This window comes from Enterobacter cloacae complex sp. P14RS (assembly GCF_014895895.1).
Taxonomy (GTDB): Bacteria; Pseudomonadota; Gammaproteobacteria; order Enterobacterales; family Enterobacteriaceae; genus Enterobacter; species Enterobacter bugandensis.
Window position 1 is genome coordinate 71,327 of sequence record NZ_JADBQM010000026.1, and the last position, 21,116, is coordinate 92,442.

The window sequence follows — 21,116 nt, forward strand, 5'->3', positions numbered from 1 at the left end:
CAGGGAGGCAGGTTCCTTCTGATCTCCCCAACCCTCTGCTTTTGCTGAAATTTAACAAATCAGATCTCGCTCTCAATGATTAACCTTGCAAAATGTAATGATTTATTTAATTACATAATCATTGACGAGGGAAAAGCATGATCACCATTGAGTTTGTTGTCATTCTCCTCTGCCTGCTGACGGGAACACGTTTCGGCGGCATGGGGCTTGGGTTAATCAGCGGTATTGGCCTTTTTATTTTGTGTTTTGTCTTTGGGCTCCAGCCCGGCAAGCCTCCGGTTGACGTCATGTTAACCATTCTCGCGGTGATAGGCTGTGCCGCTACCCTGCAGACCGCGGGTGGCCTCAACGTCATGATGCAGTTTGCTGAACGCCTGCTGCGCAAACACCCGCAGCACATCACGCTTCTCGCCCCTTTTACCACCTGGATGCTGACCTTTCTGTGCGGCACCGGGCACGTGGTCTACACCATGTTCCCCATCATTGCGGATATCGCCCTGAAAAAAGGGATCCGCCCGGAACGCCCAATGGCGGTGGCATCGGTGGCATCCCAGATGGCGATCACCGCGTCTCCGGTTTCCGTCGCCGTTGTGTCGCTGGTCTCCATCCTGGCCGCACAGCATGGGATTGGGCAGGCGTGGGGGATCCTGGAAATCCTCGCCGTATCGGTTCCCGCTTCGCTTTTCGGCGTCGCGATCGCGGCCCTGTGGAGTTTACGTCGGGGGAAAGATTTAGCTGACGACGAGGAGTTTCAGGAGAAACTGAAAGATCCCAAACAGCGCGAGTTTATCTATGGCGGCACGGAGACGTTAATGAACCAGCGTTTTCCGAAGCAGGCCTACTGGTCGACATGGATTTTCTTTGCCGGTATTGCGGTGGTAGTCCTGCTCGGGGCTTTCCCCGAACTGCGCCCGGCCTTCGAGCTGAAGGGTAAAATGACGGCCCTGTCGATGAACCTCGTCATTCAGATGATGATGCTCATTGCCGGTGCCGTGATGCTGATGGCCTGCAAGGTCAATGCCTCAGCCATCTCAAACGGTGCGGTATTCAAGGCCGGTATGGTGGCGATCTTCTCGGTGTTCGGGGTGGCGTGGATGAGCGATACCTTTTTCCAGGCGCATCTCGATGAGTTAAAGCTGGCGCTGGAAGGGGTGGTGAAAAGCCATCCGTGGACGTATGCCATCGTGCTTTTCCTGGTGTCGAAGCTGGTAAACAGCCAGGCGGCGGCCCTGACAGCCGTGGCGCCGATGGGATTGATGTTGGGCATCGATCCAAAAATGCTGATCGCCTTCTTCCCGGCGTCCTACGGCTATTTTGTTCTGCCGACCTACCCGAGTGATTTAGCCTGCATCGGCTTTGACCGCTCGGGAACAACCCGCATCGGCAAATTCATCATTAACCACAGCTTTATTCTGCCGGGGCTAATTGGCGTGAGCTGCGCCTGCGCGGCGAGCTACCTGCTGGTCCAGACCTTCTTTTAACGTTTTCAACGGGCGACACGCGCGGTCGCCCGTTCGCGTTTTAATGAGACTCGCCCTGCGGCGTAAAGCGCAGTTCAATCAGCGCGATGGCTTTCTGGATCGCGCGAAGCGTCACCGGGTCGGCAGCCGCGGGATGGCTGGCAAAATCGATGTTTTTCAGCTGCGTGGACATCTTCTCGCGCACTTCAACCGGTGCAATAACGTCCAGAACATCAAGAATTTGCTTGATAACCAGCTGACAGGCGACAACGTCAGAGACCAGTTCCTGATCGGCGCTCAGGTTTTGTGACATGGGGGTTTCTCCTTATTCAAAGGCCGCCATAGTATCAAAACGTGGCCCGTGACATCTGCCCTTCATTGCCGCAGGATACAAAAAAACCCGCCGAAGCAGGTTTTTTTTATCAGAACATGGCGCCAGGCGGCACGTCTTTAAAAGTGCGGCAGTAATTGGCCCACATACTTTTCAGGATTTTGCGCAGTTTCATTGTGATGCTCCATTAACTTGTTATACAACTTTATTGTCAATGTGCCTATAATATGACCATCGTCACAAAAATCAATATTTTTGTGACGCATATCACAATTTAAACTGCGCAGTGCGCATTAACCCACGATACTGCGAACAAAATCCTCGATCGCCTTATCCTGGCAATTTTCAAAGAAGCACTGCTGGAAACGCGGGCCGGAAACAGCGGTCTTCACCAGCTCAGGATCGATGGCGCGCAGCGAGTCAAGATAGTTATCTTTTACCACGGCCGCTTTTACCTGGTTCAGAATACCGGCGTTACGCACCTGCGGCTCTTTACGCTCTGGAGGATATCCCTCCCCTTTTCGGCCGGTAAACGCCTTTTCAAAGATAAAGCGAACGTTTAGCTCCGCTCCCCAGCCAAACCCTTTGGCAAAAGGCAGAGAGAGCGCATTGCCGTTATTGATTTGCGCGAAGAGAAACGCGTCTGCGGGATCGATGCAGTAGCCGCATATCACGCCAGGGTGGATGTTTAACGACATCAGCGCCCCCTGCCCGGTGCCGCAGCCGGTGACCACGAAATCCACCGCTTTCGCATTCAGCAAAATGCTCGCCATAATGCCCAGGTGGATGTAGGTCAGGTGATGATCGTTTTCGTCGCTCATACCCACGTTGTAAACCGGGAACCCTTTTTCATCGGCTACCGTTTTCAGCTCTTTTAATATGACTGGGTTTTTAGCCGCCTGGCTGTTTTCCATCATCAGTGCAATTTTCATCGTGTCTCTCCAGAATGCGCTGCGGGCGCTCCCCGCCATGGATACCTGTTCCCGTTCATTCTGGCATCAAATAAACAGACTTTCAAAGTAAATGAAATGGAGTTTTAAAAATCCAATGCACGCTCACAATTTTGTGAAGGGGAGGATCTACGCCGTCCGTTGCAAAGAGTGAGGGTAGATCGTCCGGCTATTCCTGGCATTGCAGCGGGCATCTGCGGGTACGATAACGTATTTCCATCCACTCAGAGCGAACCATGAAAAGAGCCATCGTAGCCGCTACAGTCCTGCTGCTCGCGGGATGCAGCGTTAAACGCCAGGCGGAAATCAGCAGCCTCGACGCGCCGAACGGCATTGTCCGCCTCGACTATGGCCAGGCCGTGCTGCAAAACGCCTGGTCCGATGAATATGTTAATAACGGTACCGCGGTAAAAGCCTGTCAGAACATGGGCTATGCCACCGCCTCTGCCTACGGGCAACCGGTCAAAACCTGTACCCTGACAAGCGGCTCTTTATGCCTGAACGAGAGCGTTACTATCCAGTATAAGTGCATGGGGTATGCCGTTAACCCTAAGGCAAATAATCCCTGGTATTAATCAAAGCTGCCAGCGTTTGCTGGCGCTTTATTTAACTAAGAACAAAAATAATTCGCATTAATAAAATAAATATCGCCAATGCGTTTTATTCCCATTCGTATTTTAAACGAACAAATATTTAATTTTACGTTTTGCAAATAATTAAATAACAAATTATAGTGTCGCTCATTATGAACCCGTAATAATAATCCGGAGCGCCACCATGCTGAAAACTGAAATGATCGACAAGCTCAATGCACAAATGAACCTTGAGCTCTATTCATCCCTTCTCTACCAGCAGATGAGCGCCTGGTGCAGCTATCACAGCTTTGAAGGTGCGGCCGCGTTTCTGCGCCGTCACGCCCAGGAAGAGATGACCCACATGCAGCGCCTGTTTGATTATCTGACCGATACGGGCAGCCTGCCGCGCATTGAGAACGTGGCATCGCCTTTTGCTGAATATAATTCTCTCGACGAACTGTTCCGCGCCACCTACGAGCACGAACAGCTGATCACCCAGAAAATTAACGAACTGGTTCATGCGGCAATGATCGGCCAGGATTATCCAACCTTTAATTTCCTGCAGTGGTACGTTGCGGAACAACACGAAGAAGAGAAGCTGTTTAAATCCGTGCTGGATAAATTATCCCTGGTGGGTAAATCCGGCGAAGGACTTTACTTTATTGATAAAGAACTGTCGACTCTCGATACGCAGAATTAATATCAGCGCGGTGCCGGTTTCCGGCGCCGCGTTAATTTACCTTTCCCTGCATTAAAACACGCATTTTATTCCCCATACGCCCTATTTACGTCACGCCTGACCGTCGCCCCCACTCAGGATGGGCAGTAGCGCAATACGTAAACCTTTCATTACACGCCTTGTAACGGTGGTTTGACGAATTACCGCTTTTGCCTTACTCTGCGCCGCAGATTTTGTTGCGGTTAAGCGTCGTTGTAGAGGAAAGCGTGAAGAACAGAACCCTGGGAAGTATTTTTATCGTCGCCGGAACGACGATTGGCGCAGGAATGCTGGCAATGCCTCTGGCTGCCGCGGGAGTGGGATTTGGGATGACCCTGCTGCTGCTTTGCACGCTCTGGGCATTAATGTGCTATACCGCACTGCTGCTGCTTGAGGTTTACCAGCATGTGCCCGCCGATACCGGGCTGGGTTCGCTGGCGGCGCGCTACCTGGGACGCTACGGCCAGTGGATCACCGGCTTTAGCATGATGTTCCTAATGTACGCCCTCACGGCCGCGTATATCAGCGGTGCCGGGGAGCTAATCGCCTCCAGCGTCAACGACTGGTTTGGCTCTGACATTACCCCTGCAACGGGGGCTATCTTCTTTGCGCTTATTGGCGGCGGCGTGGTCTGCGTGGGCACATCGCTGGTCGATCTCTTTAACCGTTTTCTGTTCAGCGCCAAAATTCTGTTTCTGGTTGTCATGCTGGCGCTGCTGGCACCGCACGTGCACAAGGTGAACCTGCTGACGCTGCCGCTGGAGCAAGGGCTGGCGCTTTCCGCCATCCCGGTCATTTTCACCTCGTTTGGCTTCCACGGCAGCGTGCCGAGCATCGTCAGCTATATGGACGGCGATGTCCGCAAGCTGCGTCGTGTGTTTGTTATCGGCAGCGCCATTCCGCTGATCGCCTACATTTTCTGGCAGCTGGTGACGCTGGGTAGCATTGACTCTTCAACCTTCGTCGGGCTGATGGCGCAGCACGCTGGCCTGAACGGTTTTCTGTTGTCTCTGCGCGAGGTGGTCACCTCGCCGCACGTGGAGCTGGCGGTTCACCTGTTTGCCGACCTGGCGCTCGCGACCTCGTTCCTGGGCGTAGCGCTCGGCCTGTTCGATTACCTGGCCGACCTGTTCCAGCGTCGCAATACTGCCGCCGGGCGGTTACAGACCGGAGCCATTACCTTCCTACCGCCGCTGGCGTTTGCGCTGTTTTACCCTCGCGGGTTTGTGATGGCGCTGGGCTACGCGGGGGTGGCGCTCTCTGTCCTGGCCCTGCTGCTCCCTTCCCTGCTGGCGTGGAAAAGCCGTCAGCAGCATCCTCAGCAAGGATATCGCGTCGCGGGAGGAAAACCGCTGCTGTGCGTTGTGTTTGGCTGCGGGGTAATGATTATTCTGGTGCAGGTGTTGATTGCCGCCGGGATGCTGCCGGAAGTGGGTTAAAGATAAAAGGGGCTATCATCAGCCCCTTTTTTTATCAGTGCAGGCAGCAGCTCTTAAACTTCTTCCCGCTGCCGCAAGGACACGGATCGTTACGCCCCACTTTCGTGCCGTTCACGACAGGCTTCTTCGCTTCCGGCTGCTGCGGGTTCTCCACCCAGTAGTTGTATAAGCGCAGGGCCGCAGGCTGGATGCTCTCGATGCTGGCGATATACTCCTCTTCGGACAGTTCATCCAGCTTCTCGCTGTTCTCTTCCGTTCCGTGCAGGGCAATCACGTCGAGATCGGCCTTCAGGGTTTCCGGCAAGGCTGACCAGTCCGTCAGCGCCACGCCGCGCATGTAGCCATAGCACCACTCTTCGACCACGGTGTAACTCTCACCGTCAACGTCGTTATAGCCGAACAGCGGCTCAAACTGATCCGGATATTCACTCAGGCGCTCGGCAATGTCGTTCATATGCTTAAAGCAGAGATCGATAAAACGGTTCATCTCGCGATCGTTTTTCCAGCGAGGGATGTACTTCTCCCCGCCCCATACCGCCACCAGCCAGGCATCTGGCTCAACGACAACAGGGCCGGAAAGCACTGCAGTAAGCATGCCGTCCAGTTCGGACACGTCAATCACGGACGCATCGTCATGACCGTAAGACATTAATGTCTCTTCCAGCCACGCCATTTCGCTTTCATTTAATGGACCTTCCGTCATCGCGGACACTCCTGATAAAAAAGGAAAGGATCCTACCACAGATCGCACGCCTGCCCTGGCTGAAGTTTAGGTCTTTATTGCTGCAAAAGTGTGCAAATCGTGACCATTGCACAACTTATGGGCTTTATTGTTAACGATGTGTGATCTCCGCTGTAAATTCTTCTCCTGGCGCAGGGCGGGATAACGCGGCGCTCTATACTCAAACATGTCATAACCCCGTCAAGGGGTTAACCATTCTGGCAACGTTTTTGCTTGCTGTTCTTCGCGCGACGCTGCGCATGGAAACCTCGCCGTATCACGCAGGATGCCGTTCGTTTAGTGCATTTTGTTCTTGCTCGTGTTTTTGGATTGGCTGCGCCCTGGGCGTTCAGGCTTACGCCGTGGTGCAAAAACCTCTTTGCTAAGGAACATAATAATGTCGCTGAAATTTATCAAAACGCCTGTTTCTCTTGTGCTGGCCGGTTGTCTGGTAACGGCATTTTCCGCCCGGGCAGATATCGTGATCGGTGTCGCCGGACCGTTCACGGGCCCTAATGCCACCTACGGCGATCAGTACTGGCACGGCGCAACGCAGGCCGCCGAAGACATTAACGCCGCAGGCGGTATTAACGGTGAGAAGATCAAACTGGTTCAGGGGGATGACGCCTGCGAGCCTAAGCAGGCGGTGGCCGTCGCCAACCGCTTAGTCGACCAGGATAAGGTCAACGCCGTAGTCGGCCACTTCTGCTCCTCTTCCACCATGCCCGCCTCCGAAGTGTATAGCGACGCGGGCATCATCGCGATAACTCCCGGCTCAACTAACCCGCAGATCACCGAACGCGGCATGAGCGACATGTTCCGCATGTGCGGCCGCGACGACCAGCAGGGTCAGGTCGCCAGCGACTTCATTATCGACAAGCTGAAAGCCAAACGCGTGGTCATCATTCACGATAAAGACACCTATGGACAGGGGCTGGCAGACGCCACCAAAGCGGCGCTGGCGAAGCGCGGGGTAAAGGATGTGATGTATGAAGGTTTATCCCGCGGTGAAAAAGACTTTAACGCGCTGGTGACGAAGATCGGCGCGCAAAAACCGGACGTGGTGTTCTTCGGCGGCTGTCACCCGGAAGCTGGCCCGCTGGTTCGCCAGATGCGTGAACAGGGGGTGCAGGCGAAATTCTTCTCCGGCGACTGCATTGTCAACGAAGAGATGGTGACGGCAGCGGGCGGCCCGCAATATACCAACGGCATTTACATGACCTTTGGTAAAGATCCGCGCCTGATCCCGGATGGTAAAGCGGTTATCGACAAATTCCGCGCCGGTAAATTCGAGCCGGAAGGTTATACCCTCTACTCCTATGCCTCCGTACAGGCTATTGCCGCAGCCTTCAAGGCCACCGGCGGCAAGGATTCCGCGAAAGCCAGCGAGTGGCTGAAAGCCAATTCCGTCGACACGGTGATGGGCAAAAAAGCCTGGGACAGCAAAGGCGACCTGAAAGTGTCTGACTACGTGGTTTACCAGTGGGACGACAAGGGAAAATATAAGGAAGTGCAGTAACGGGACGGAATCACGCTCAACGTCGGCGGGCTTGCCCCGCCGGCGCGTAATAAACATCAGGCTGCGCGCCTCGCGCAGCCTATAAAACGAGCGCGCTAAGATGAGTACATTCTTCCTGCAGCAGTTAGTCAATGGCTTAACGCTGGGCTCCGTCTACGGCCTGATCGCCATCGGCTACACCATGGTGTACGGCATTATCGGGATGATCAATTACGCCCACGGTGAAGTGTATATGATTTCCGCCTATCTCTGCGCCATTGGTCTGGCGCTGCTCTCTTTCTTCGGGCTTGAGTCCTTCCCCCTGCTGATTCTGGGTACGCTGGTATTCACCATCGCGGTAACTGGCATGTACGGCTGGACTATCGAGCGTATCGCCTACAGGCCGCTGCGCAACTCCACGCGCCTGGCGCCACTTATCTCCGCCATCGGGATGTCGCTTATCCTGCAAAACTACGCCCAGCTGAGCCAGGGTCCGCGCCAGCAAGGGGTGCCGACCATGCTCGACGGCGTGATTCGACTGCATCTTGGCGACGGATTCGTGCAGATAACCTACACCAAAGTGTTTATTCTGCTCGCCTCGTTTGCCGGCATGCTGGTGCTTACGTGGATAATCAACCATACCCGGCTGGGGCGGATGTGCCGCGCGGTACAGCAGGATCGCAAAATGGCCTCTATCCTGGGGATCAACACCGACCGGATTATCTCCCTGGTCTTTGTTATCGGCGCGGCGATGGCCGGCCTGGCGGGCGTGCTCAGCACCATGAATTACGGCACCTTTGATTTCTACGTCGGGTTTGTGATTGGCATTAAGGCCTTTACGGCGGCAGTGCTCGGCGGTATCGGTTCCCTGCCCGGCGCTATGCTCGGTGGCCTTATCCTGGGCGTCGCGGAAGCCCAGTTCTCGGGCATGGTGAACTCGGACTATAAAGATGTCTTCTCGTTTGGCCTGCTGGTCATGATCCTGATTTTCCGGCCCCAGGGTCTGCTCGGGCGTCCGGTTGTGGCCAAAGTGTGAGGAAGAGAATGATGACATCGCACGGTTTTTCTCTAAAGCGCTGCGTTCTGGACGCGATTTTTTCCGGGCTGATTGCGCTGATTATCTTCGGTCCGATTGCTGGCGTGGTGCTGGACGGGTACAGCTTTAACTTTGCCGGACAACGGCTGGCCTGGATGGTCGGCATTGTAATGCTGGGGCGTTTTCTCTTGAGCGCTTTTTTGGGTACCGCCGCGGGCGCTCGTTTCCAGGCGCGCTTCGAAGCCGATAACGCGGGCGTCTATGTTAGGCCACCGGACTACAAAAGCCGCATGCGCTGGATTATTCCTCTGGTGATTGCGCTTGCGGTTTGCTTCCCGTTTGTCGCCACCAAGTATGTACTGACCGTCGCCATTCTCGGGCTGATCTACGTGCTTCTCGGTCTGGGGCTGAACATCGTCGTGGGGCTGGCCGGCCTGCTGGACCTGGGGTACGTCGCATTCTACGCGATTGGCGCGTACGGTCTGGCGCTGGGGTATCAGTATCTGGGGTTAGGCTTCTGGAGCATGCTGCCGCTGGCGGCAATCATGGCCGCCGCCGCCGGTGCCCTGCTCGGTTTCCCGGTACTGCGCATGCACGGCGACTATCTGGCGATCGTCACCCTCGGGTTCGGGGAGATCATTCGCCTGATCCTGAACAACTGGCTGACCTTCACGGGGGGGCCAAACGGCGTGTCAGCCCCTCCCCCCACCTTTTTCGGTCTGGAATTTGGACGACGCGCGAAAGAAGGCGGCGTGCCTTTTCACGAGTTTTTCCACCTGACCTACAACCCGAACATGAAGTTTATCTTTATCTATACCGTACTGTTTCTGGTGGTGATGCTGGTGCTCTACATCAAGCACCGCCTGACGCGGATGCCGATTGGCCGGGCGTGGGAAGCCCTGCGAGAAGACGAAATTGCCTGCCGCTCGATGGGGTTGAATCACGTCCTGGTGAAGCTCTCCGCCTTTACGCTGGGCGCGTCGACCGCGGGGATTGCCGGGGTGTTCTTCGCAACCTATCAGGGGTTTGTGAATCCGACCTCCTTTACCTTCTTTGAATCCGCGCTGATCCTCGCCATCGTGGTGCTGGGCGGCATGGGCTCTACCCTTGGCGTGGTGCTTGCCGCCTTCGTGCTTACGGTAACGCCGGAGCTGCTGCGCAGTTTTGCGGAGTACCGCGTCCTGCTGTTTGGCATGCTGATGGTGGTGATGATGATCTGGCGTCCACGCGGCTTGATCCGCATTAACCGCAGCGGGTTTGCCGTGCGTAAGGGCGTGGCGCCATGAACGGAACGATATTGCGCGTGGAACATCTGATGATGCACTTCGGTGGGATTAAAGCGCTTAACGACGTTAATCTGGACGTGCAGCGCGGCTCCATTACCGCCCTTATCGGGCCAAACGGAGCGGGAAAAACAACCGTGTTTAACTGCCTGACGGGTTTCTATAAGGCCTCCGGCGGCAATATTTTATTTTCTACCCGCACTAAAACGACCAACGTTATTCAGGTCCTCGGACAAAAATTCCAGCCGGGCGACTGGATTAACCCCGCGCAGTTCGGGCAGCGCCTGTTCTACAAAATGTTTGGCGGAACGCACCTGGTGAACCGCGCCGGGCTGGCGCGCACCTTTCAGAACATCCGCCTTTTTCGCGAGATGTCTGTCGTGGAAAACCTGCTGGTCGCGCAGCATATGCGCGTTAACCGCAATCTGCTCGCCGGGATCTTAAACACGCCAGCATATCGGCGGGCGGAAAGCGATGCCCTGGACAGGGCCTTCTACTGGCTGGAGGTGGTGGACCTTGTGGAGTGCGCCAATCGCCTGGCGGGAGAGATGTCGTACGGGCAGCAGCGGCGTCTGGAGATCGCGCGGGCAATGTGTAGCGGGCCCGAGATGATCTGTCTGGATGAGCCTGCCGCCGGGCTTAACCCGGTCGAAACGCATAAGCTGAGCAGCATTATTCGTTTCCTGCGCGATCGTCATGACATCACGGTCTTACTGATTGAACATGATATGGGGATGGTGATGGAGATTTCGGACGACATTATCGTGCTCGACCACGGCGATGTCATTGCCAGAGGGAAACCCGAACAGATTCAGCATGATGAAAAGGTGATTGCTGCCTACCTGGGTACGGACGAAAGCGAGGTGACCTTATGACCGAACCGCTGCTGGCATTTCGCGAGGTGGATGTGTTCTACGGCGCCATTCAGGCGCTGAAGCAGGTCTCCCTGGAGGTCAATAAAGGTGAGACCGTGGCGCTGATTGGCGCGAACGGCGCGGGTAAATCCACATTGCTGATGTCTATCTTTGGCCAGCCGCGCATCCGGAGCGGGCAGATTCTGTTCAGTGGTGACGACATCAGCCATCAATCCACCCACTACGTCGCCTCCGGCGGCATTGCGCAGGCGCCTGAAGGCCGGCGTGTCTTCCCGGATATGACCGTCGAAGAGAACCTGCTGATGGGAACCATCCCCATCGGCAACCGGTTTGCGGCTGAAGATATGCAAACCATGTTCGACCTGTTCCCTCGCCTCAAGGAGAGGCGCAAGCAGCGCGCGATGACCATGTCCGGCGGGGAACAGCAGATGCTGGCGATCGCCCGGGCGCTGATGAGCCGTCCCAGGCTGCTGTTGCTGGATGAACCGAGCCTGGGCTTAGCGCCGATAGTTGTGAAACAGATCTTCCAGACGCTGCGCGAGCTGGCCCGCAACGGCATGACCATTTTTCTGGTGGAGCAGAATGCGCACCATGCGTTGAAGCTTTCCGACCGCGGATATGTGATGGTTAACGGGCAGATCCGGTTGAGCGGCAGCGGCGAGGAGCTGCTGGGAAATCAGGAGGTGAGGAAGGCGTATTTGGGTGGATATTAAAACGCCCGCGATAGCGGGCATAAAGATGCCGTATGGATTAACCAAACACCATTATCCAAACAGATAGTGGTTTAATTCCGATCACCCTTATTTACAAAAAACTGCAACTTACAGGCGTAATGTTTCCCTAGTTAACCATTAAGTCTATAAGGGATTAAATTATGTGGAGTGCCCATAAAGCCGCAGTTTATGCCCGCCAGCATGCGGGCGAGCATAGCCAGAAAAGATGTGCAGAATTTGTTTCAAAAGCCATTCGCGCTGGCGGTGCTAATCTGCAGAACACACATTATGCTAAGGATATGAAAAGCAATTTGATTTTGGCTGGCTTCCATCAGATTTACGGCGAGCCTGTTGAGGGTGACGTGGCAGTGATCCAGCCTACAGCCCATCACCCCTATGGCCATGCATGCATCTATGGCGGGAACGGCGTCTGGTACTCTGATTTTGTTCAGCGAACAATGTATCCGGGAAAAGAATACCGGGAAGTACAGCCAGCGTATGCAATATACAGGCATGACTAACATGAAAAAAATAATTCTTGCTGCCCTGCTTCTGCCCACTCTCGTATCAGCTGCACAGAAGCTACCCCCTGAGGCATCCGCCGCCCTTCAGTTTAATAAGTGGTACATCTCGCAGATTCTTAGCGGGAAAGAGCCAATAAAAAACTATGAAGCGCTGAGCCGATACGTTACCCGCGAAACAATCAGCAAACTCAAAGCCATGGATAAGCTGGATCCGGATGAATATGACGTGCCTGACGTCGATATGTTCATAAAGGCCCAGGGATATGATGATGACTGGGGCATCGTCAGTGCGCGGGCATTAGATTACGATGCCGCATGCATGCAGGTGTATATATCATTCGGCAAAAAGCGGGATCACACCGTGATTGACTGCATGGTCAAAGAAAATGGCGCATGGAAAGTTCAGTCCGTGGCAAGCGTGAATATTTCTGACAACCTGAGCGCAGAATGATATCGGCGATATGACAGGGGTACTGATGCAATGCATCTTCGCGAATCCCTGTCGTATCGCCGACAAATACACCTTCGCTCTGGATAACTGAATAACTGAATAACTGAATAACTGAATAACTGAATAACTGAATAACTGAATAATAACAATGATGCAAGAAAGTGGATTTCAGGCACAAAAAAACCACCTTTCGGTGGTTTCACGACACTGCTTATTGCTTTGATTATTCTTTGTTTCCCATGGTACCCGGAGTGGGACTTGAACCCACACAGCGCGAACGCCGAGGGATTTTAAATCATGCGTGTTATCTATAACAATCAAATACATACATTTATTTTTCGCCATTAAATCTTAATTTTTAGATCATATGAATCAACAACTTACGCGTATCAAAAAGCCATAATGGCGAAGGAAGTTAAAGAAAAAATCATACGGCTGAACAATTTTCCTTGTATCATTTTTGGCAAATAATCATACATCTTTAATGGGGTGATTTTTGAGCAGTGAAGTTACTATGATAAAAGGACTTTGTCCGACATGTGGCGGGCAACGAAATTGCACTGTGCATGGACATCTCTTAGTTGCATGGGAAGATGATGTTCATCCTGTATACGGAACATATGATCATCACTTACTTCAATGTAACGGATGCTCTACCGTATTTTACCATTTGAATGAACACTTTAGTGAACATACTACTCATGACTACATAAATGGTGAATTCAAAGAGACGCCTATAGACATGATCACTACCTACCCAGCTTTTGATCACATACCAACTCCTTCATGGGTGCCAAAACTCGAATCAGTAGATTTTCAGCTATTTCAGATTTTCAACGAAATGTATTCTTCTTATAAGTCTGGTCATCTAATACTTGCCTCTATCGGACTTAGGACAATTTTTGACCGGACGACAGAAATCCTTCAAATTCATCCTGGTTTGTACCTTGACGAAAAAATAAAACAACTTAAGGATGAAGGTTTTATTGGGGATACTGAAGCCAGTATTTTGTCGACTGTAGTTGATGCAGGTAATGCCGCGGCTCATCGAGGTTGGAGCCCTACGAAAAGGGAATTCGATGAATTGCTAAACTCGATCGAACAGTTTGTTCAACGAACAGTCTTAAGTGTTAAAACAACTACGCATATCGTTGAGAGGATACCTCCTCGCGTGAAAAGACCAAAAAAATAACGCTCCGTCATGGGGTGTCGGGGGTCGGAGGTTCAAATCCTCTCGTGCCGACCAAAAAAACATTGAAAACCAGCCTCTTACGGCTGGTTTTTTGTTTTCGTAAAATTATGATGGCGAAACGATGGTGAAATGATGGTTGAACCCTGCTTTAAATTGTCGGGCAATCATCGTTACCAACCCGGTTAAGACTATGCGTTAGCACACCATATACAGTTACATCATCCAGCGCATCGCCTTCTATCGCTTCACCATCTTCAGTTATCAATGCCGCCCCGTATAGCTTTGCAAACTCTTTCCTGTTATCCATTCTTACCAGTAGCGTATCTCCCTGCTCTGGCCTCAGAGCAATGTTAATCACTGCCCAACCACAGGATGTTTCTATTACCCTGCAGTTTCCGTCAATTCCGCATAGCAGATCTATGGTTAACCGCTGTTCCTGGTAATCCATAGCCGGTGAAGGAAAGCCCATCAGAAAACCCTCCCCATATTACGCAAGATCCAGTAACGGTTATCGCTTCCATCCGTCGTCTTATCAGCAAAGTCTGGTTGGTATCTCTTAATCCATGCATTGGCATCTGCCTGGCTGAAATGCCAATTCCTAACGCGCAATTCAGTGATGAATTTGTCAGTGTTCAAACAAAGATATCCCTTTGGATTCTGTTGTATGGCCGCTAAAAAGGCTGCACGTATATCAGGTTGACGAGGCATAAGAGCACCCTCTATGGACTATTGACTGTATGCATATACAGTAGTATTTTTGTGATTACAGATCAAGTTAGCCAAGAGGGATCGTAATGTTTGTTGAACTGGTATATGACAAGCGTAATGTTGTGGGGCTTGCTGGGGCAAAAGAAATAATACTGGCTGAGCTGACGAAGCGAGTGCATCAGATTTTCCCTGATGCCGAAGTGAAGGTGAAGCCGATGCAGGCGAACGGCTTGAATAGCGATGCAAGTAAAAGCGATCGGGAAAAGCTTAACCGCATGCTGGAAGAAATGTTTGAAGAGTCCGATATGTGGCTGGTTTCTGAGTCCCCGACCGTGCGACAGGTTGGCCTGTAAATATTGGTCGGTTAATATTCCCGATGTTTGCTCGGGCATGAATACTGAGCAATCAGCCGCCGCCCATTCTTGCATACGATGGGAGGCGGCTTACTCACCTGGTGCCTGCGTAAATTATTTACGAACCTGACTGGCTAAGCTCAGAGGCAGCTTTCACCGCTTTAATAACATCACGAGCCTTGTCCGGATCGTTAAGCGCCAGTTCCACCAGGTTAAATAGTTCTTTGATTGCTTCAGTATGGTACGCGGCAGCTACGCCTGATGTATCGAGAAACTTAAAATTCTCGATCACCTTTCCATCGCTGAATTTACGGTCTCCGTATGTCTTAACTGCATCAGGACACCACTTTTCTACATCCTGAGCAATTAGGCCAACGCCCCGACCACCATCCTGAACATCATACGTTACGCCACGCAAAGAGAGTACGGCGGCAAGAGGTTGCGCTACCGGCTCAATATTCGACTTGTGACGCTCGTCAGAACCATTAACCCAGGCGCCCTGAGAAGTGGCGGAACCATCATAATTGAAGCTCCATCGTTTATCACCGGTGCCGTAAGAGGCGCCATTATAGTAAATCGAATACGTCAGCGTGTTTGTTCCTGAACCACGAGTAATCCCGGTAATCCATCCATCGGTATACCAGTTATATTGGAATGCACCTACATATCCTGTCGCGCCTGTATCACCATCTCCAGATACCACCAGTATATTATTGTTTTTGCCCGCCCCCTGCTGCACTCTTCCTCTTAACGCTAGTCCTTTTGCTAAATCAACATCAAGACCACCATTTGCAACAATAACCGAGTTACCGTCTGCCACAAGCGGTGCACTTACCAAATCCAGTTGTCCTGTAAGTTTCCCGCCAGTTTTTTGAAGGGCACCAGTGATGCGAGAATCATCGCCAGCAGCTACGGTACCAGTTACCGTCCCAACACTCCTGGTGGCGCTGTTTCCCAAACCGAGGTTTGTGCGAGCGTCTGCATCATTCGTTGCGCCGGTTCCGCCGTCTGCGACAGCAAGCGCACCGTTGCTCCCTTTCTGTGCCAGTTTACCGATGCCAGGGATGGTTACAGAGGTGCCGTTGATGGTTACGGTGATGCTCTGATTGGCTGAGGTTGTGGCGAACGTCTCCCACGCGCCAATATTCTCGTCAAACTCTTTGATGAGCTGCGACATGGCCTGTGCCAGTCCGTCTACAGAGATATTGTCGGACACCAGGATTCCATACTTCTGGCCACTAAGTGTCGGAGCGGCGGCAGGCGTAACCGTCATTGACGTGGCGCTATTCACGGATGAAATCTGGAACAGTTGCACCGGGTTAGACATCACGATTATCGTCTGGCCAGCGCGAATCTGGCTGGCCGGTGCCGTCCAGTTCGTGCCCGTGCCGGTGGCGGTGTTTCCGTTAATGGCGATGGTGCCAGTGTTATAAAGCATATTTTCTCCAGGCAATAAAAAACCCCGCCGAGGCGAGGTTTGCATTCAAAGTCGTGAGTTATTTACATGTCGTGCTTGTGAATGTGTTCGCACTTACCCAACGCCAGTTGAAGGGATATCCGGCCCGGTATTGAGTCTGGTTGTTTTGTTTTCGAACGCCGTAAATCATAACGCTATTCTCATGGTCACCCTATATGCCGTGCCGCTGCAAATAGGTTCCTGTTTCTCAAGTACACCAGCACAACCAGACAGCATTAAAGCGATCGCCATGCTGATAATTAGCCTTTTCATTTTGAAAGTATCCAGAGGAATTCAGTAGGTTCGAAGATATCAATACAAAATCGATGGGTATAATTGATTATGTAGATCAATTATTTGTTATTGATCGCTCAAAACGATCAATCAGTCATAGGCTGCGGTGTTGATGGCCGTCAATGCTATTCCTGTGGTTGTCCCTCCCGCTGCAGAACCAGTAGCTGTTGTCGAAGGCGCGGCATTTATCCTGGTCGACGAACCGTTAAAGCGGCAGCCTGCATAGGCTGTTATATTCACGATTGTTGGAGGCCTGGTATTGTTGTTCTGTACGATTTGTGAGCCCAGAATTGCAGGTGCTACCGCATAACTACCCTGCAACGTAACATCAATGTTAATCCCTCCCGTTGAGGCTCCTGGTGTTCCGACAGTAACGAGGTCAGTAAGCACGCGGCTTTCGTTTGTCAGTACCAGCTTTCCGGCTTCATCCCAGACAGCAAATCCCCAGTCGGGCAACGTTTGTGGAAAGATGGCAAAGATGTACGCCGTCAGAGTGTGTGACTGACCATAAGCGTTGCTTGAACCAACAAGAATGTTTCCTCCTGACCGGGTTGCCCCGACTGTAGTGGGCTGGGCTGTATCACTCGTTTTGCAAAAAACCATCGCCGGATAAGAAGTATCCAGAGCTACCGTCGCAGAAGCACCGTGGTATGCCCCATTTGCCACTGAGTTAACCACTACCTTTCTGTACAGACAAAACGGCGTTGACTGAGGAGTAATAAACGGATTTCCACTTTCCAGCGCAATCAGTGCGCCATAATCTGCCATTATGCATTCTCCACGAAAACCACCAACTCACATTCCGAAGCGGGATAATTTCCAATGCCAACTTCGCTGGCAGTGCTGAGAGTGATGGTGTTCCCGTTAGCGATAATGCGTCGGCCCACCGAGACCGCGCCTTTATCAAGGGACACCGCAAATCCGACCTTCATCCCCGCCGGAATGGTAAAGGACCAGTTGCCCGAGGTTTGCCCCTCGGAAAGCTGAATACGCCCTACCACTGATACGGGTTTGATACCGTAGTTGTTCGGGTTGCCGTTGGCGTCCCAGGTCTGAATACCCCAGGCCATTAAAATACTCCTGTAAGTTTGCCTATCTGAACACGGAGCCTGTTAGCATCCCGAATGCTGATGGTGACGTTAGTCTGCTTCATGCCTCCGGAACTGTCGCTTCCGTAGTTCTGCATCGTTCCGTCTTTACCCCAGCGCCAGCCAGCGCTTCCGGCAACATAATTATTAGACTGCAGAGAATCCGTAATTTTGCCGAACTGGATACTCGCATCACGGAAGAACGCATCATTGATGAATGTCTGCCCGTTCTGGATAACAAACGGCAGCGACACGCTGTTACCTGCGGCTGAGGTGACAGCGAACCGGTCAGCCAGGAAGATTACCTGCGACTGCATCCCTGATGGCGTATTCTCCACCCCGATCCCCATGCCTGCGGCGTAATACTGGCCATTACTCGTTACCCCAACTTTGATGTTGTACATCGCGCTGAGCTGGCCGTTTACGTTCGCAATTGCCTGGGCGTTCGTTGTTATCGCCGCCGTATTTCCGTTTATGGTCGCAGTGATGGCGTTTATCTGCGTCGCCGTGGTCTGCTGGTAATTCGAAACCGTCTGGCTCAGACTGTTGATGGATGCCGTATTACCGTTGACGTTCGTCTGCAGGCTCAGCAATGCGCGCGCCGTTGCCTCTCTGTCGTTGACAATCACCTCGTCAATGCGGTCCAGATTCGCGCTGTTACCGGCAACCGAAGCAGACAGGGTTTTACGCGTGGCGACCTGAGCAAGATTTGCCTGGATTATTGCAATTGCCGAGTTCTTCACGCCTCCTGTCATGCCGTCCATCGACACAGAAATCTCGTCGATCTTCACTTCGGCCTGCGCCAGCCCGTCAGCGTTCTCCTGGATGTCTTTCGCCTGCTGTTCGAGTTCGTCGGCATGGTTTTTGATTTCGTCAGCCATGCCAGCAATTTTTTCGTTGCTGTCCACCGCGTTCTCGATCAGGTCTTTGAAGGTATCAGAGTCTTTAATTTCCTCCAGGATCACATCAGTGATATCGGAAACATCGATGCTGGCCTGTCCTCGCACCCATTCTGTGTACCCTGACTCGTTGCCGCTGCGGTCCACCAGCTGCGCGCGGTACCAGAAAATCTGCCCAGCCTTAAGGCCCATCTGCTGATAATTGCGCTGCGGGTAAGGCACGTCGGCCAGCAGCAACGCATCATCTTCGGTGCCGGTCAGGCTGTACTGAATTTCCGTCTTCAGCGTGTCGTCGGTATTCGCCGGGAATCCCCAATTTAGCTCGATACCGAATACCACGTTTTCAGAAGCGATGAAGCCAACCGGCTTCGGTGGGTTGCCCACTTTACCCGTCAGCGTTTTCTCTTCTGAATAGCCCCATCCGGATGAAATTTCTGCGGCATTGATTGCGCGCACGCGCACCAGGTAGCGCCCGGCATAAATTCCGGGGACGTCGAATGACGTGGTGGAGCTGCGCGGCACGTTAACCCAGTTCCCGTCGTTGCGGCGCCACTGCGCTTCATAGGCAATAGCGTTCTGCGCCTGGTCCCAGCTCACGCGCATCGTTTCGACGCTGATATTCTGCTGAACCACGGAAAACGAGCTGATCACGATGTTCGCAGGCGGCGACTGGTTGCCCGGCGGGATCACGCTCACCGGCCGCTGGTCAATGATGGCTCCGGTATCAATACGGGCATATTTATCCGGGTCGTGCCATGCGCCGGTAATCGAGAAAGTGCCATCACCGTTATCGGAAACGCTGACAACACGATACTGCTGCGCGTATAGCTCGTCAGATTCAACCACCCAAACAGCTTCGGCCTGTGGCGTCTCACTGTATGCCGTGGTGACTGTGACTGATTCACCGTTCACGGCCTGAATGGTCCTGCTCTGCGATGCTCCGGAAGGTAGGTTGAGAATAAGGCGATCACCTGCAGCTGCATCTGCCACGCGGTCTAGTTTGATAACGCGACCGTTAACGGCGCTGATGCGGCCGCCCATAACCTTTCCGGAAAGCAGCTCGTCTGCCACGGCGATGATGTAGCCCGGCTGCGGAATGTTACCGTCCAGCCCGACATCAAACGAAACAACGCGATCCTTGTTGTTGGTGAGAATACCCCAGCGTCCCTTTCGGTTCGCTTCTGACTGCCTGGTGCAGCCGATGGCGGTCATTTCCAGCTGATTGAAGCCGTACCGCGCCACCAGCGCCTGCTCAAATACCGGCTCCATCGCGTCGGCATAAGCATTACCCGGGTCTGACCATGAAACCAGCGCTGTGGTGTAGCGGCTTTTCGTGGTGCTGCTCGAATAGGTGAAGCGACCGCCAACAACGTTAGCGCGCGTGTAGCTGTAATCAACATCGCGCGGCATATCAGCCAGGGCCACAATCTGATCCCCGCCCCAGTAGGTCATGCCACGGAAGATAGCAGCAAAATCACGCAGGACTGTGTAGGCGTCGTTCCGGTCCTGAATGTACACGTTGCAGGTATAACGTGGTTCAGTACCGTTGCCCCCTTTACCATCAGGTACCATCTGATCGCAACACTGGGCAACCTGATACAGCGTCCATTTATCAATATTCGCAGCGGTCAAACGGTGCCCGAGGCCGAACCGGTCAGAAACAACCAGGTCGTAAAAAATCCACGCAGGGTTATCCGTCCATGCCCACTTAAACGCACCGGTCCACGTACCGCTATAAGTGCGTGTTTCAGGGTCGTAGGTATCTGGCACGCGGATAACGCGGCCGCGGGGCTCGCAGGAGATCTGAGGGATAGAGCCGTTAAACTGGCTGGAATCGAATTCGATGTAGAGTAACGCTGTGTTTGGATATCGTAACTTGGCGTCAATCACCTCAGTGAAGCTCTGCAGCGTCATCGTGTCGCCGATCTTCGCGCTGTTGGCATCAGAGGTAATCTTACGCAGACGTATTGTCCAGGTGCTGCCAGCCTGCGGTAAATCGATACGGTGGCTGCGCTCATAACCAGACGTCGTTTTGCCGGTCACGCTGGTATTGAGTACCGTCTGCCATGTGCCGCCGTCCGTCTGCAGGTCAATCGCATAATTGACCGAGTAACCCACCAGATCACCGTCGTCCTCCTGTTTGAAAAGCGAGGGCCATTTCAGACGCAGGCGAACTGCTGAAAGCTGCGTATTGGTAAAGGTGCGCGTCCATGCTGTAGCGCTTGATACCTCAGTTCCTACGCTGATTTCGTTTTCGGTACCGGGAATACCCTGAATATATTTTTGGGCCTGCGTTCCTGCGCGAAACTCCCACGTTACACCGCTGAAGTTTTGGGAGCCGTCAGCATTCTCCAGGGCCGTTCCGTCCAGGTAGATATCTTTGCCGGTTAGCTGCCCTGCAAACTCCCCTTCCCCAAGCGCAACGAGGATTTTTGCCTTCGCTACAGATTGCAGATCATCAGGCTGTTCGGTAGGGGTTCGGGAACTTGAGCTGCCGCCCTTGCGGCCTTTTATAGCGATTGCATTTGCCATATTGCGCCCATAAAAAAAGC

At 52.9% G+C, this 21,116-nt stretch carries 23 protein-coding genes and 1 pseudogene; 13 read left to right on the top strand and 11 right to left on the bottom strand.

Going from position 1 to position 21,116, the window contains the following annotated elements; all coding sequences use genetic code 11:
• Positions 1-137 precede the first annotated feature (137 nt).
• Complete coding sequence (locus tag IM295_RS20805; RefSeq protein WP_193067276.1) at positions 138-1,481, top strand: anaerobic C4-dicarboxylate transporter; 1,344 nt, start codon at positions 138-140, stop codon at positions 1,479-1,481.
• Positions 1,482-1,521: 40 nt separating this feature from the next.
• On the opposite strand, the gene IM295_RS20810 is transcribed toward IM295_RS20805, so the two are convergent.
• The 3 genes from IM295_RS20810 to IM295_RS20820 all read right to left on the bottom strand — a co-directional run bounded on the left by IM295_RS20810 (position 1,522) and on the right by IM295_RS20820 (position 2,723).
• Positions 1,522-1,773: a DUF2766 family protein gene (locus IM295_RS20810; RefSeq protein ID WP_008500405.1), complete on the bottom strand. Its 252-nt coding sequence runs from the start codon at positions 1,771-1,773 to the stop codon at positions 1,522-1,524.
• 109 nt (positions 1,774-1,882) lie between these two features.
• Positions 1,883-1,966 carry a stress response protein AzuC gene (gene azuC, locus IM295_RS20815; protein WP_014884364.1) on the bottom strand — a complete coding sequence of 28 codons (84 nt, stop codon included), beginning with the start codon at positions 1,964-1,966 and terminating at the stop codon, positions 1,883-1,885.
• 118 nt (positions 1,967-2,084) lie between these two features.
• Complete coding sequence (locus IM295_RS20820) at positions 2,085-2,723, bottom strand: RpiB/LacA/LacB family sugar-phosphate isomerase (protein WP_028013662.1); 639 nt, start codon at positions 2,721-2,723, stop codon at positions 2,085-2,087.
• 254 nt (positions 2,724-2,977) lie between these two features.
• On the opposite strand from IM295_RS20820, the gene yecR reads away from it, so the two are divergent.
• The 3 genes from yecR (at position 2,978) to tyrP (ending at position 5,473) form a co-directional block, all read left to right on the top strand.
• Positions 2,978-3,316: a YecR family lipoprotein gene (yecR, locus tag IM295_RS20825; protein ID WP_041909409.1), complete on the top strand. Its 339-nt coding sequence runs from the start codon at positions 2,978-2,980 to the stop codon at positions 3,314-3,316.
• 202 nt (positions 3,317-3,518) lie between these two features.
• On the top strand, positions 3,519-4,016 hold the full coding sequence (gene ftnA, locus IM295_RS20830) for a non-heme ferritin (RefSeq protein ID WP_028013664.1): 498 nt from the start codon (positions 3,519-3,521) through the stop codon (positions 4,014-4,016).
• A gap of 245 nt (positions 4,017-4,261) precedes the next feature.
• Positions 4,262-5,473, top strand: a complete 1,212-nt coding sequence (gene tyrP, locus IM295_RS20835) for a tyrosine transporter TyrP (RefSeq protein ID WP_193067277.1) — start codon at positions 4,262-4,264, stop codon at positions 5,471-5,473.
• 34 nt (positions 5,474-5,507) lie between these two features.
• Here the strand turns inward: tyrP and IM295_RS20840 are convergent, their stop codons facing one another.
• Positions 5,508-6,176, bottom strand: coding sequence for a YecA family protein (locus IM295_RS20840; protein ID WP_049001195.1), 669 nt, complete (start codon positions 6,174-6,176; stop codon positions 5,508-5,510).
• A 415-nt stretch (positions 6,177-6,591) separates the two neighbouring features.
• Here IM295_RS20840 and IM295_RS20845 point away from each other — a divergent pair, with 415 nt between their 5' ends.
• The 8 genes from IM295_RS20845 (at position 6,592) to IM295_RS20880 (ending at position 13,766) form a co-directional block, all read left to right on the top strand.
• The gene (locus IM295_RS20845) at positions 6,592-7,713 is read left to right on the top strand and encodes a branched-chain amino acid ABC transporter substrate-binding protein (RefSeq protein ID WP_028013667.1); all 1,122 of its coding nucleotides are present in this window, start codon (positions 6,592-6,594) and stop codon (positions 7,711-7,713) included.
• Positions 7,714-7,813: 100 nt separating this feature from the next.
• Positions 7,814-8,728, top strand: coding sequence for a branched-chain amino acid ABC transporter permease LivH (locus IM295_RS20850; protein WP_193067278.1), 915 nt, complete (start codon positions 7,814-7,816; stop codon positions 8,726-8,728).
• A gap of 11 nt (positions 8,729-8,739) precedes the next feature.
• Positions 8,740-10,014 carry a high-affinity branched-chain amino acid ABC transporter permease LivM gene (gene livM, locus IM295_RS20855; RefSeq protein WP_048959821.1) on the top strand — a complete coding sequence of 425 codons (1,275 nt, stop codon included), beginning with the start codon at positions 8,740-8,742 and terminating at the stop codon, positions 10,012-10,014.
• Positions 10,011-10,886, top strand: a complete 876-nt coding sequence (locus IM295_RS20860) for an ATP-binding cassette domain-containing protein (RefSeq protein WP_193067279.1) — start codon at positions 10,011-10,013, stop codon at positions 10,884-10,886. The genes livM and IM295_RS20860 overlap by 4 nt, the downstream gene beginning before the upstream one ends.
• Positions 10,883-11,599 carry an ABC transporter ATP-binding protein gene (locus IM295_RS20865; RefSeq protein ID WP_048956505.1) on the top strand — a complete coding sequence of 239 codons (717 nt, stop codon included), beginning with the start codon at positions 10,883-10,885 and terminating at the stop codon, positions 11,597-11,599. The genes IM295_RS20860 and IM295_RS20865 overlap by 4 nt, the downstream gene beginning before the upstream one ends.
• 161 nt (positions 11,600-11,760) lie before the next feature.
• Complete coding sequence (locus IM295_RS20870) at positions 11,761-12,120, top strand: CHAP domain-containing protein (protein WP_100170076.1); 360 nt, start codon at positions 11,761-11,763, stop codon at positions 12,118-12,120.
• A 1-nt stretch (position 12,121) separates the two neighbouring features.
• Positions 12,122-12,574: a DUF3828 domain-containing protein gene (locus tag IM295_RS20875; protein WP_028013673.1), complete on the top strand. Its 453-nt coding sequence runs from the start codon at positions 12,122-12,124 to the stop codon at positions 12,572-12,574.
• Between the two features lie 496 nt (positions 12,575-13,070).
• Entirely contained in the window at positions 13,071-13,766 is a 696-nt protein-coding gene (locus IM295_RS20880) for a DUF4145 domain-containing protein (protein ID WP_226849380.1), read from the top strand.
• A 148-nt stretch (positions 13,767-13,914) separates the two neighbouring features.
• Here IM295_RS20880 and IM295_RS20885 read toward each other — a convergent pair whose 3' ends face one another.
• Positions 13,915-14,235, bottom strand: coding sequence for a hypothetical protein (locus IM295_RS20885; protein ID WP_193034360.1), 321 nt, complete (start codon positions 14,233-14,235; stop codon positions 13,915-13,917).
• The gene (locus tag IM295_RS23145; RefSeq protein ID WP_047362811.1) at positions 14,235-14,474 is read right to left on the bottom strand and encodes a hypothetical protein; all 240 of its coding nucleotides are present in this window, start codon (positions 14,472-14,474) and stop codon (positions 14,235-14,237) included. Before IM295_RS23145 ends, IM295_RS20885 begins: the two co-directional genes overlap by 1 nt.
• Before the next feature lie 86 nt (positions 14,475-14,560).
• Here IM295_RS23145 and IM295_RS20890 point away from each other — a divergent pair, with 86 nt between their 5' ends.
• Positions 14,561-14,827 (top strand): DinI family protein, encoded by a 267-nt coding sequence (locus tag IM295_RS20890; protein ID WP_100170073.1) that lies wholly within the window; start codon positions 14,561-14,563, stop codon positions 14,825-14,827.
• A 118-nt stretch (positions 14,828-14,945) separates the two neighbouring features.
• Here IM295_RS20890 and IM295_RS20895 read toward each other — a convergent pair whose 3' ends face one another.
• The 5 genes and pseudogenes from IM295_RS20895 to IM295_RS20910 form a co-directional block, all read right to left on the bottom strand.
• On the bottom strand, positions 14,946-16,265 hold the full coding sequence (locus IM295_RS20895; protein ID WP_193034359.1) for a tail fiber domain-containing protein: 1,320 nt from the start codon (positions 16,263-16,265) through the stop codon (positions 14,946-14,948).
• 58 nt (positions 16,266-16,323) lie between these two features.
• A pseudogene (locus tag IM295_RS23150) lies at positions 16,324-16,556 on the bottom strand (cor protein).
• Between the two features lie 111 nt (positions 16,557-16,667).
• Positions 16,668-17,345: a hypothetical protein gene (locus tag IM295_RS20900; protein WP_193034358.1), complete on the bottom strand. Its 678-nt coding sequence runs from the start codon at positions 17,343-17,345 to the stop codon at positions 16,668-16,670.
• The gene (locus IM295_RS20905; RefSeq protein WP_193034357.1) at positions 17,345-17,647 is read right to left on the bottom strand and encodes a hypothetical protein; all 303 of its coding nucleotides are present in this window, start codon (positions 17,645-17,647) and stop codon (positions 17,345-17,347) included. The genes IM295_RS20900 and IM295_RS20905 overlap by 1 nt, the downstream gene beginning before the upstream one ends.
• Entirely contained in the window at positions 17,647-21,096 is a 3,450-nt protein-coding gene (locus tag IM295_RS20910; protein WP_193034356.1) for a host specificity protein J, read from the bottom strand. Before IM295_RS20910 ends, IM295_RS20905 begins: the two co-directional genes overlap by 1 nt.
• Positions 21,097-21,116: the final 20 nt, after the last annotated feature.

Bases quoted from the DNA above. Each gene is read 5' to 3' on its own strand.
- IM295_RS20910 (WP_193034356.1), bottom strand. From the start codon at position 21,096: ATGGCAAATGCAATCGCTATAAAAGGCCGCAAGGGCGGCAGCTCAAGT.
- IM295_RS20860 (WP_193067279.1), top strand. From the start codon at position 10,011: ATGAACGGAACGATATTGCGCGTGGAACATCTGATGATGCACTTCGGT.
- IM295_RS20900 (WP_193034358.1), bottom strand. From the start codon at position 17,345: ATGGCAGATTATGGCGCACTGATTGCGCTGGAAAGTGGAAATCCGTTT.
- IM295_RS20840 (WP_049001195.1), bottom strand. From the start codon at position 6,176: ATGACGGAAGGTCCATTAAATGAAAGCGAAATGGCGTGGCTGGAAGAG.
- IM295_RS20845 (WP_028013667.1), top strand. From the start codon at position 6,592: ATGTCGCTGAAATTTATCAAAACGCCTGTTTCTCTTGTGCTGGCCGGT.
- IM295_RS20850 (WP_193067278.1), top strand. From the start codon at position 7,814: ATGAGTACATTCTTCCTGCAGCAGTTAGTCAATGGCTTAACGCTGGGC.
- IM295_RS23145 (WP_047362811.1), bottom strand. From the start codon at position 14,474: ATGCCTCGTCAACCTGATATACGTGCAGCCTTTTTAGCGGCCATACAA.
- IM295_RS20865 (WP_048956505.1), top strand. From the start codon at position 10,883: ATGACCGAACCGCTGCTGGCATTTCGCGAGGTGGATGTGTTCTACGGC.
- IM295_RS20905 (WP_193034357.1), bottom strand. From the start codon at position 17,647: ATGGCCTGGGGTATTCAGACCTGGGACGCCAACGGCAACCCGAACAAC.
- IM295_RS20810 (WP_008500405.1), bottom strand. From the start codon at position 1,773: ATGTCACAAAACCTGAGCGCCGATCAGGAACTGGTCTCTGACGTTGTC.
- IM295_RS20870 (WP_100170076.1), top strand. From the start codon at position 11,761: ATGTGGAGTGCCCATAAAGCCGCAGTTTATGCCCGCCAGCATGCGGGC.
- IM295_RS20885 (WP_193034360.1), bottom strand. From the start codon at position 14,235: ATGGGCTTTCCTTCACCGGCTATGGATTACCAGGAACAGCGGTTAACC.
- azuC (WP_014884364.1), bottom strand. From the start codon at position 1,966: ATGAAACTGCGCAAAATCCTGAAAAGTATGTGGGCCAATTACTGCCGC.
- IM295_RS20875 (WP_028013673.1), top strand. From the start codon at position 12,122: ATGAAAAAAATAATTCTTGCTGCCCTGCTTCTGCCCACTCTCGTATCA.
- yecR (WP_041909409.1), top strand. From the start codon at position 2,978: ATGAAAAGAGCCATCGTAGCCGCTACAGTCCTGCTGCTCGCGGGATGC.
- IM295_RS20890 (WP_100170073.1), top strand. From the start codon at position 14,561: ATGTTTGTTGAACTGGTATATGACAAGCGTAATGTTGTGGGGCTTGCT.
- IM295_RS20805 (WP_193067276.1), top strand. From the start codon at position 138: ATGATCACCATTGAGTTTGTTGTCATTCTCCTCTGCCTGCTGACGGGA.
- ftnA (WP_028013664.1), top strand. From the start codon at position 3,519: ATGCTGAAAACTGAAATGATCGACAAGCTCAATGCACAAATGAACCTT.
- livM (WP_048959821.1), top strand. From the start codon at position 8,740: ATGACATCGCACGGTTTTTCTCTAAAGCGCTGCGTTCTGGACGCGATT.
- IM295_RS20820 (WP_028013662.1), bottom strand. From the start codon at position 2,723: ATGAAAATTGCACTGATGATGGAAAACAGCCAGGCGGCTAAAAACCCA.
- IM295_RS20895 (WP_193034359.1), bottom strand. From the start codon at position 16,265: ATGCTTTATAACACTGGCACCATCGCCATTAACGGAAACACCGCCACC.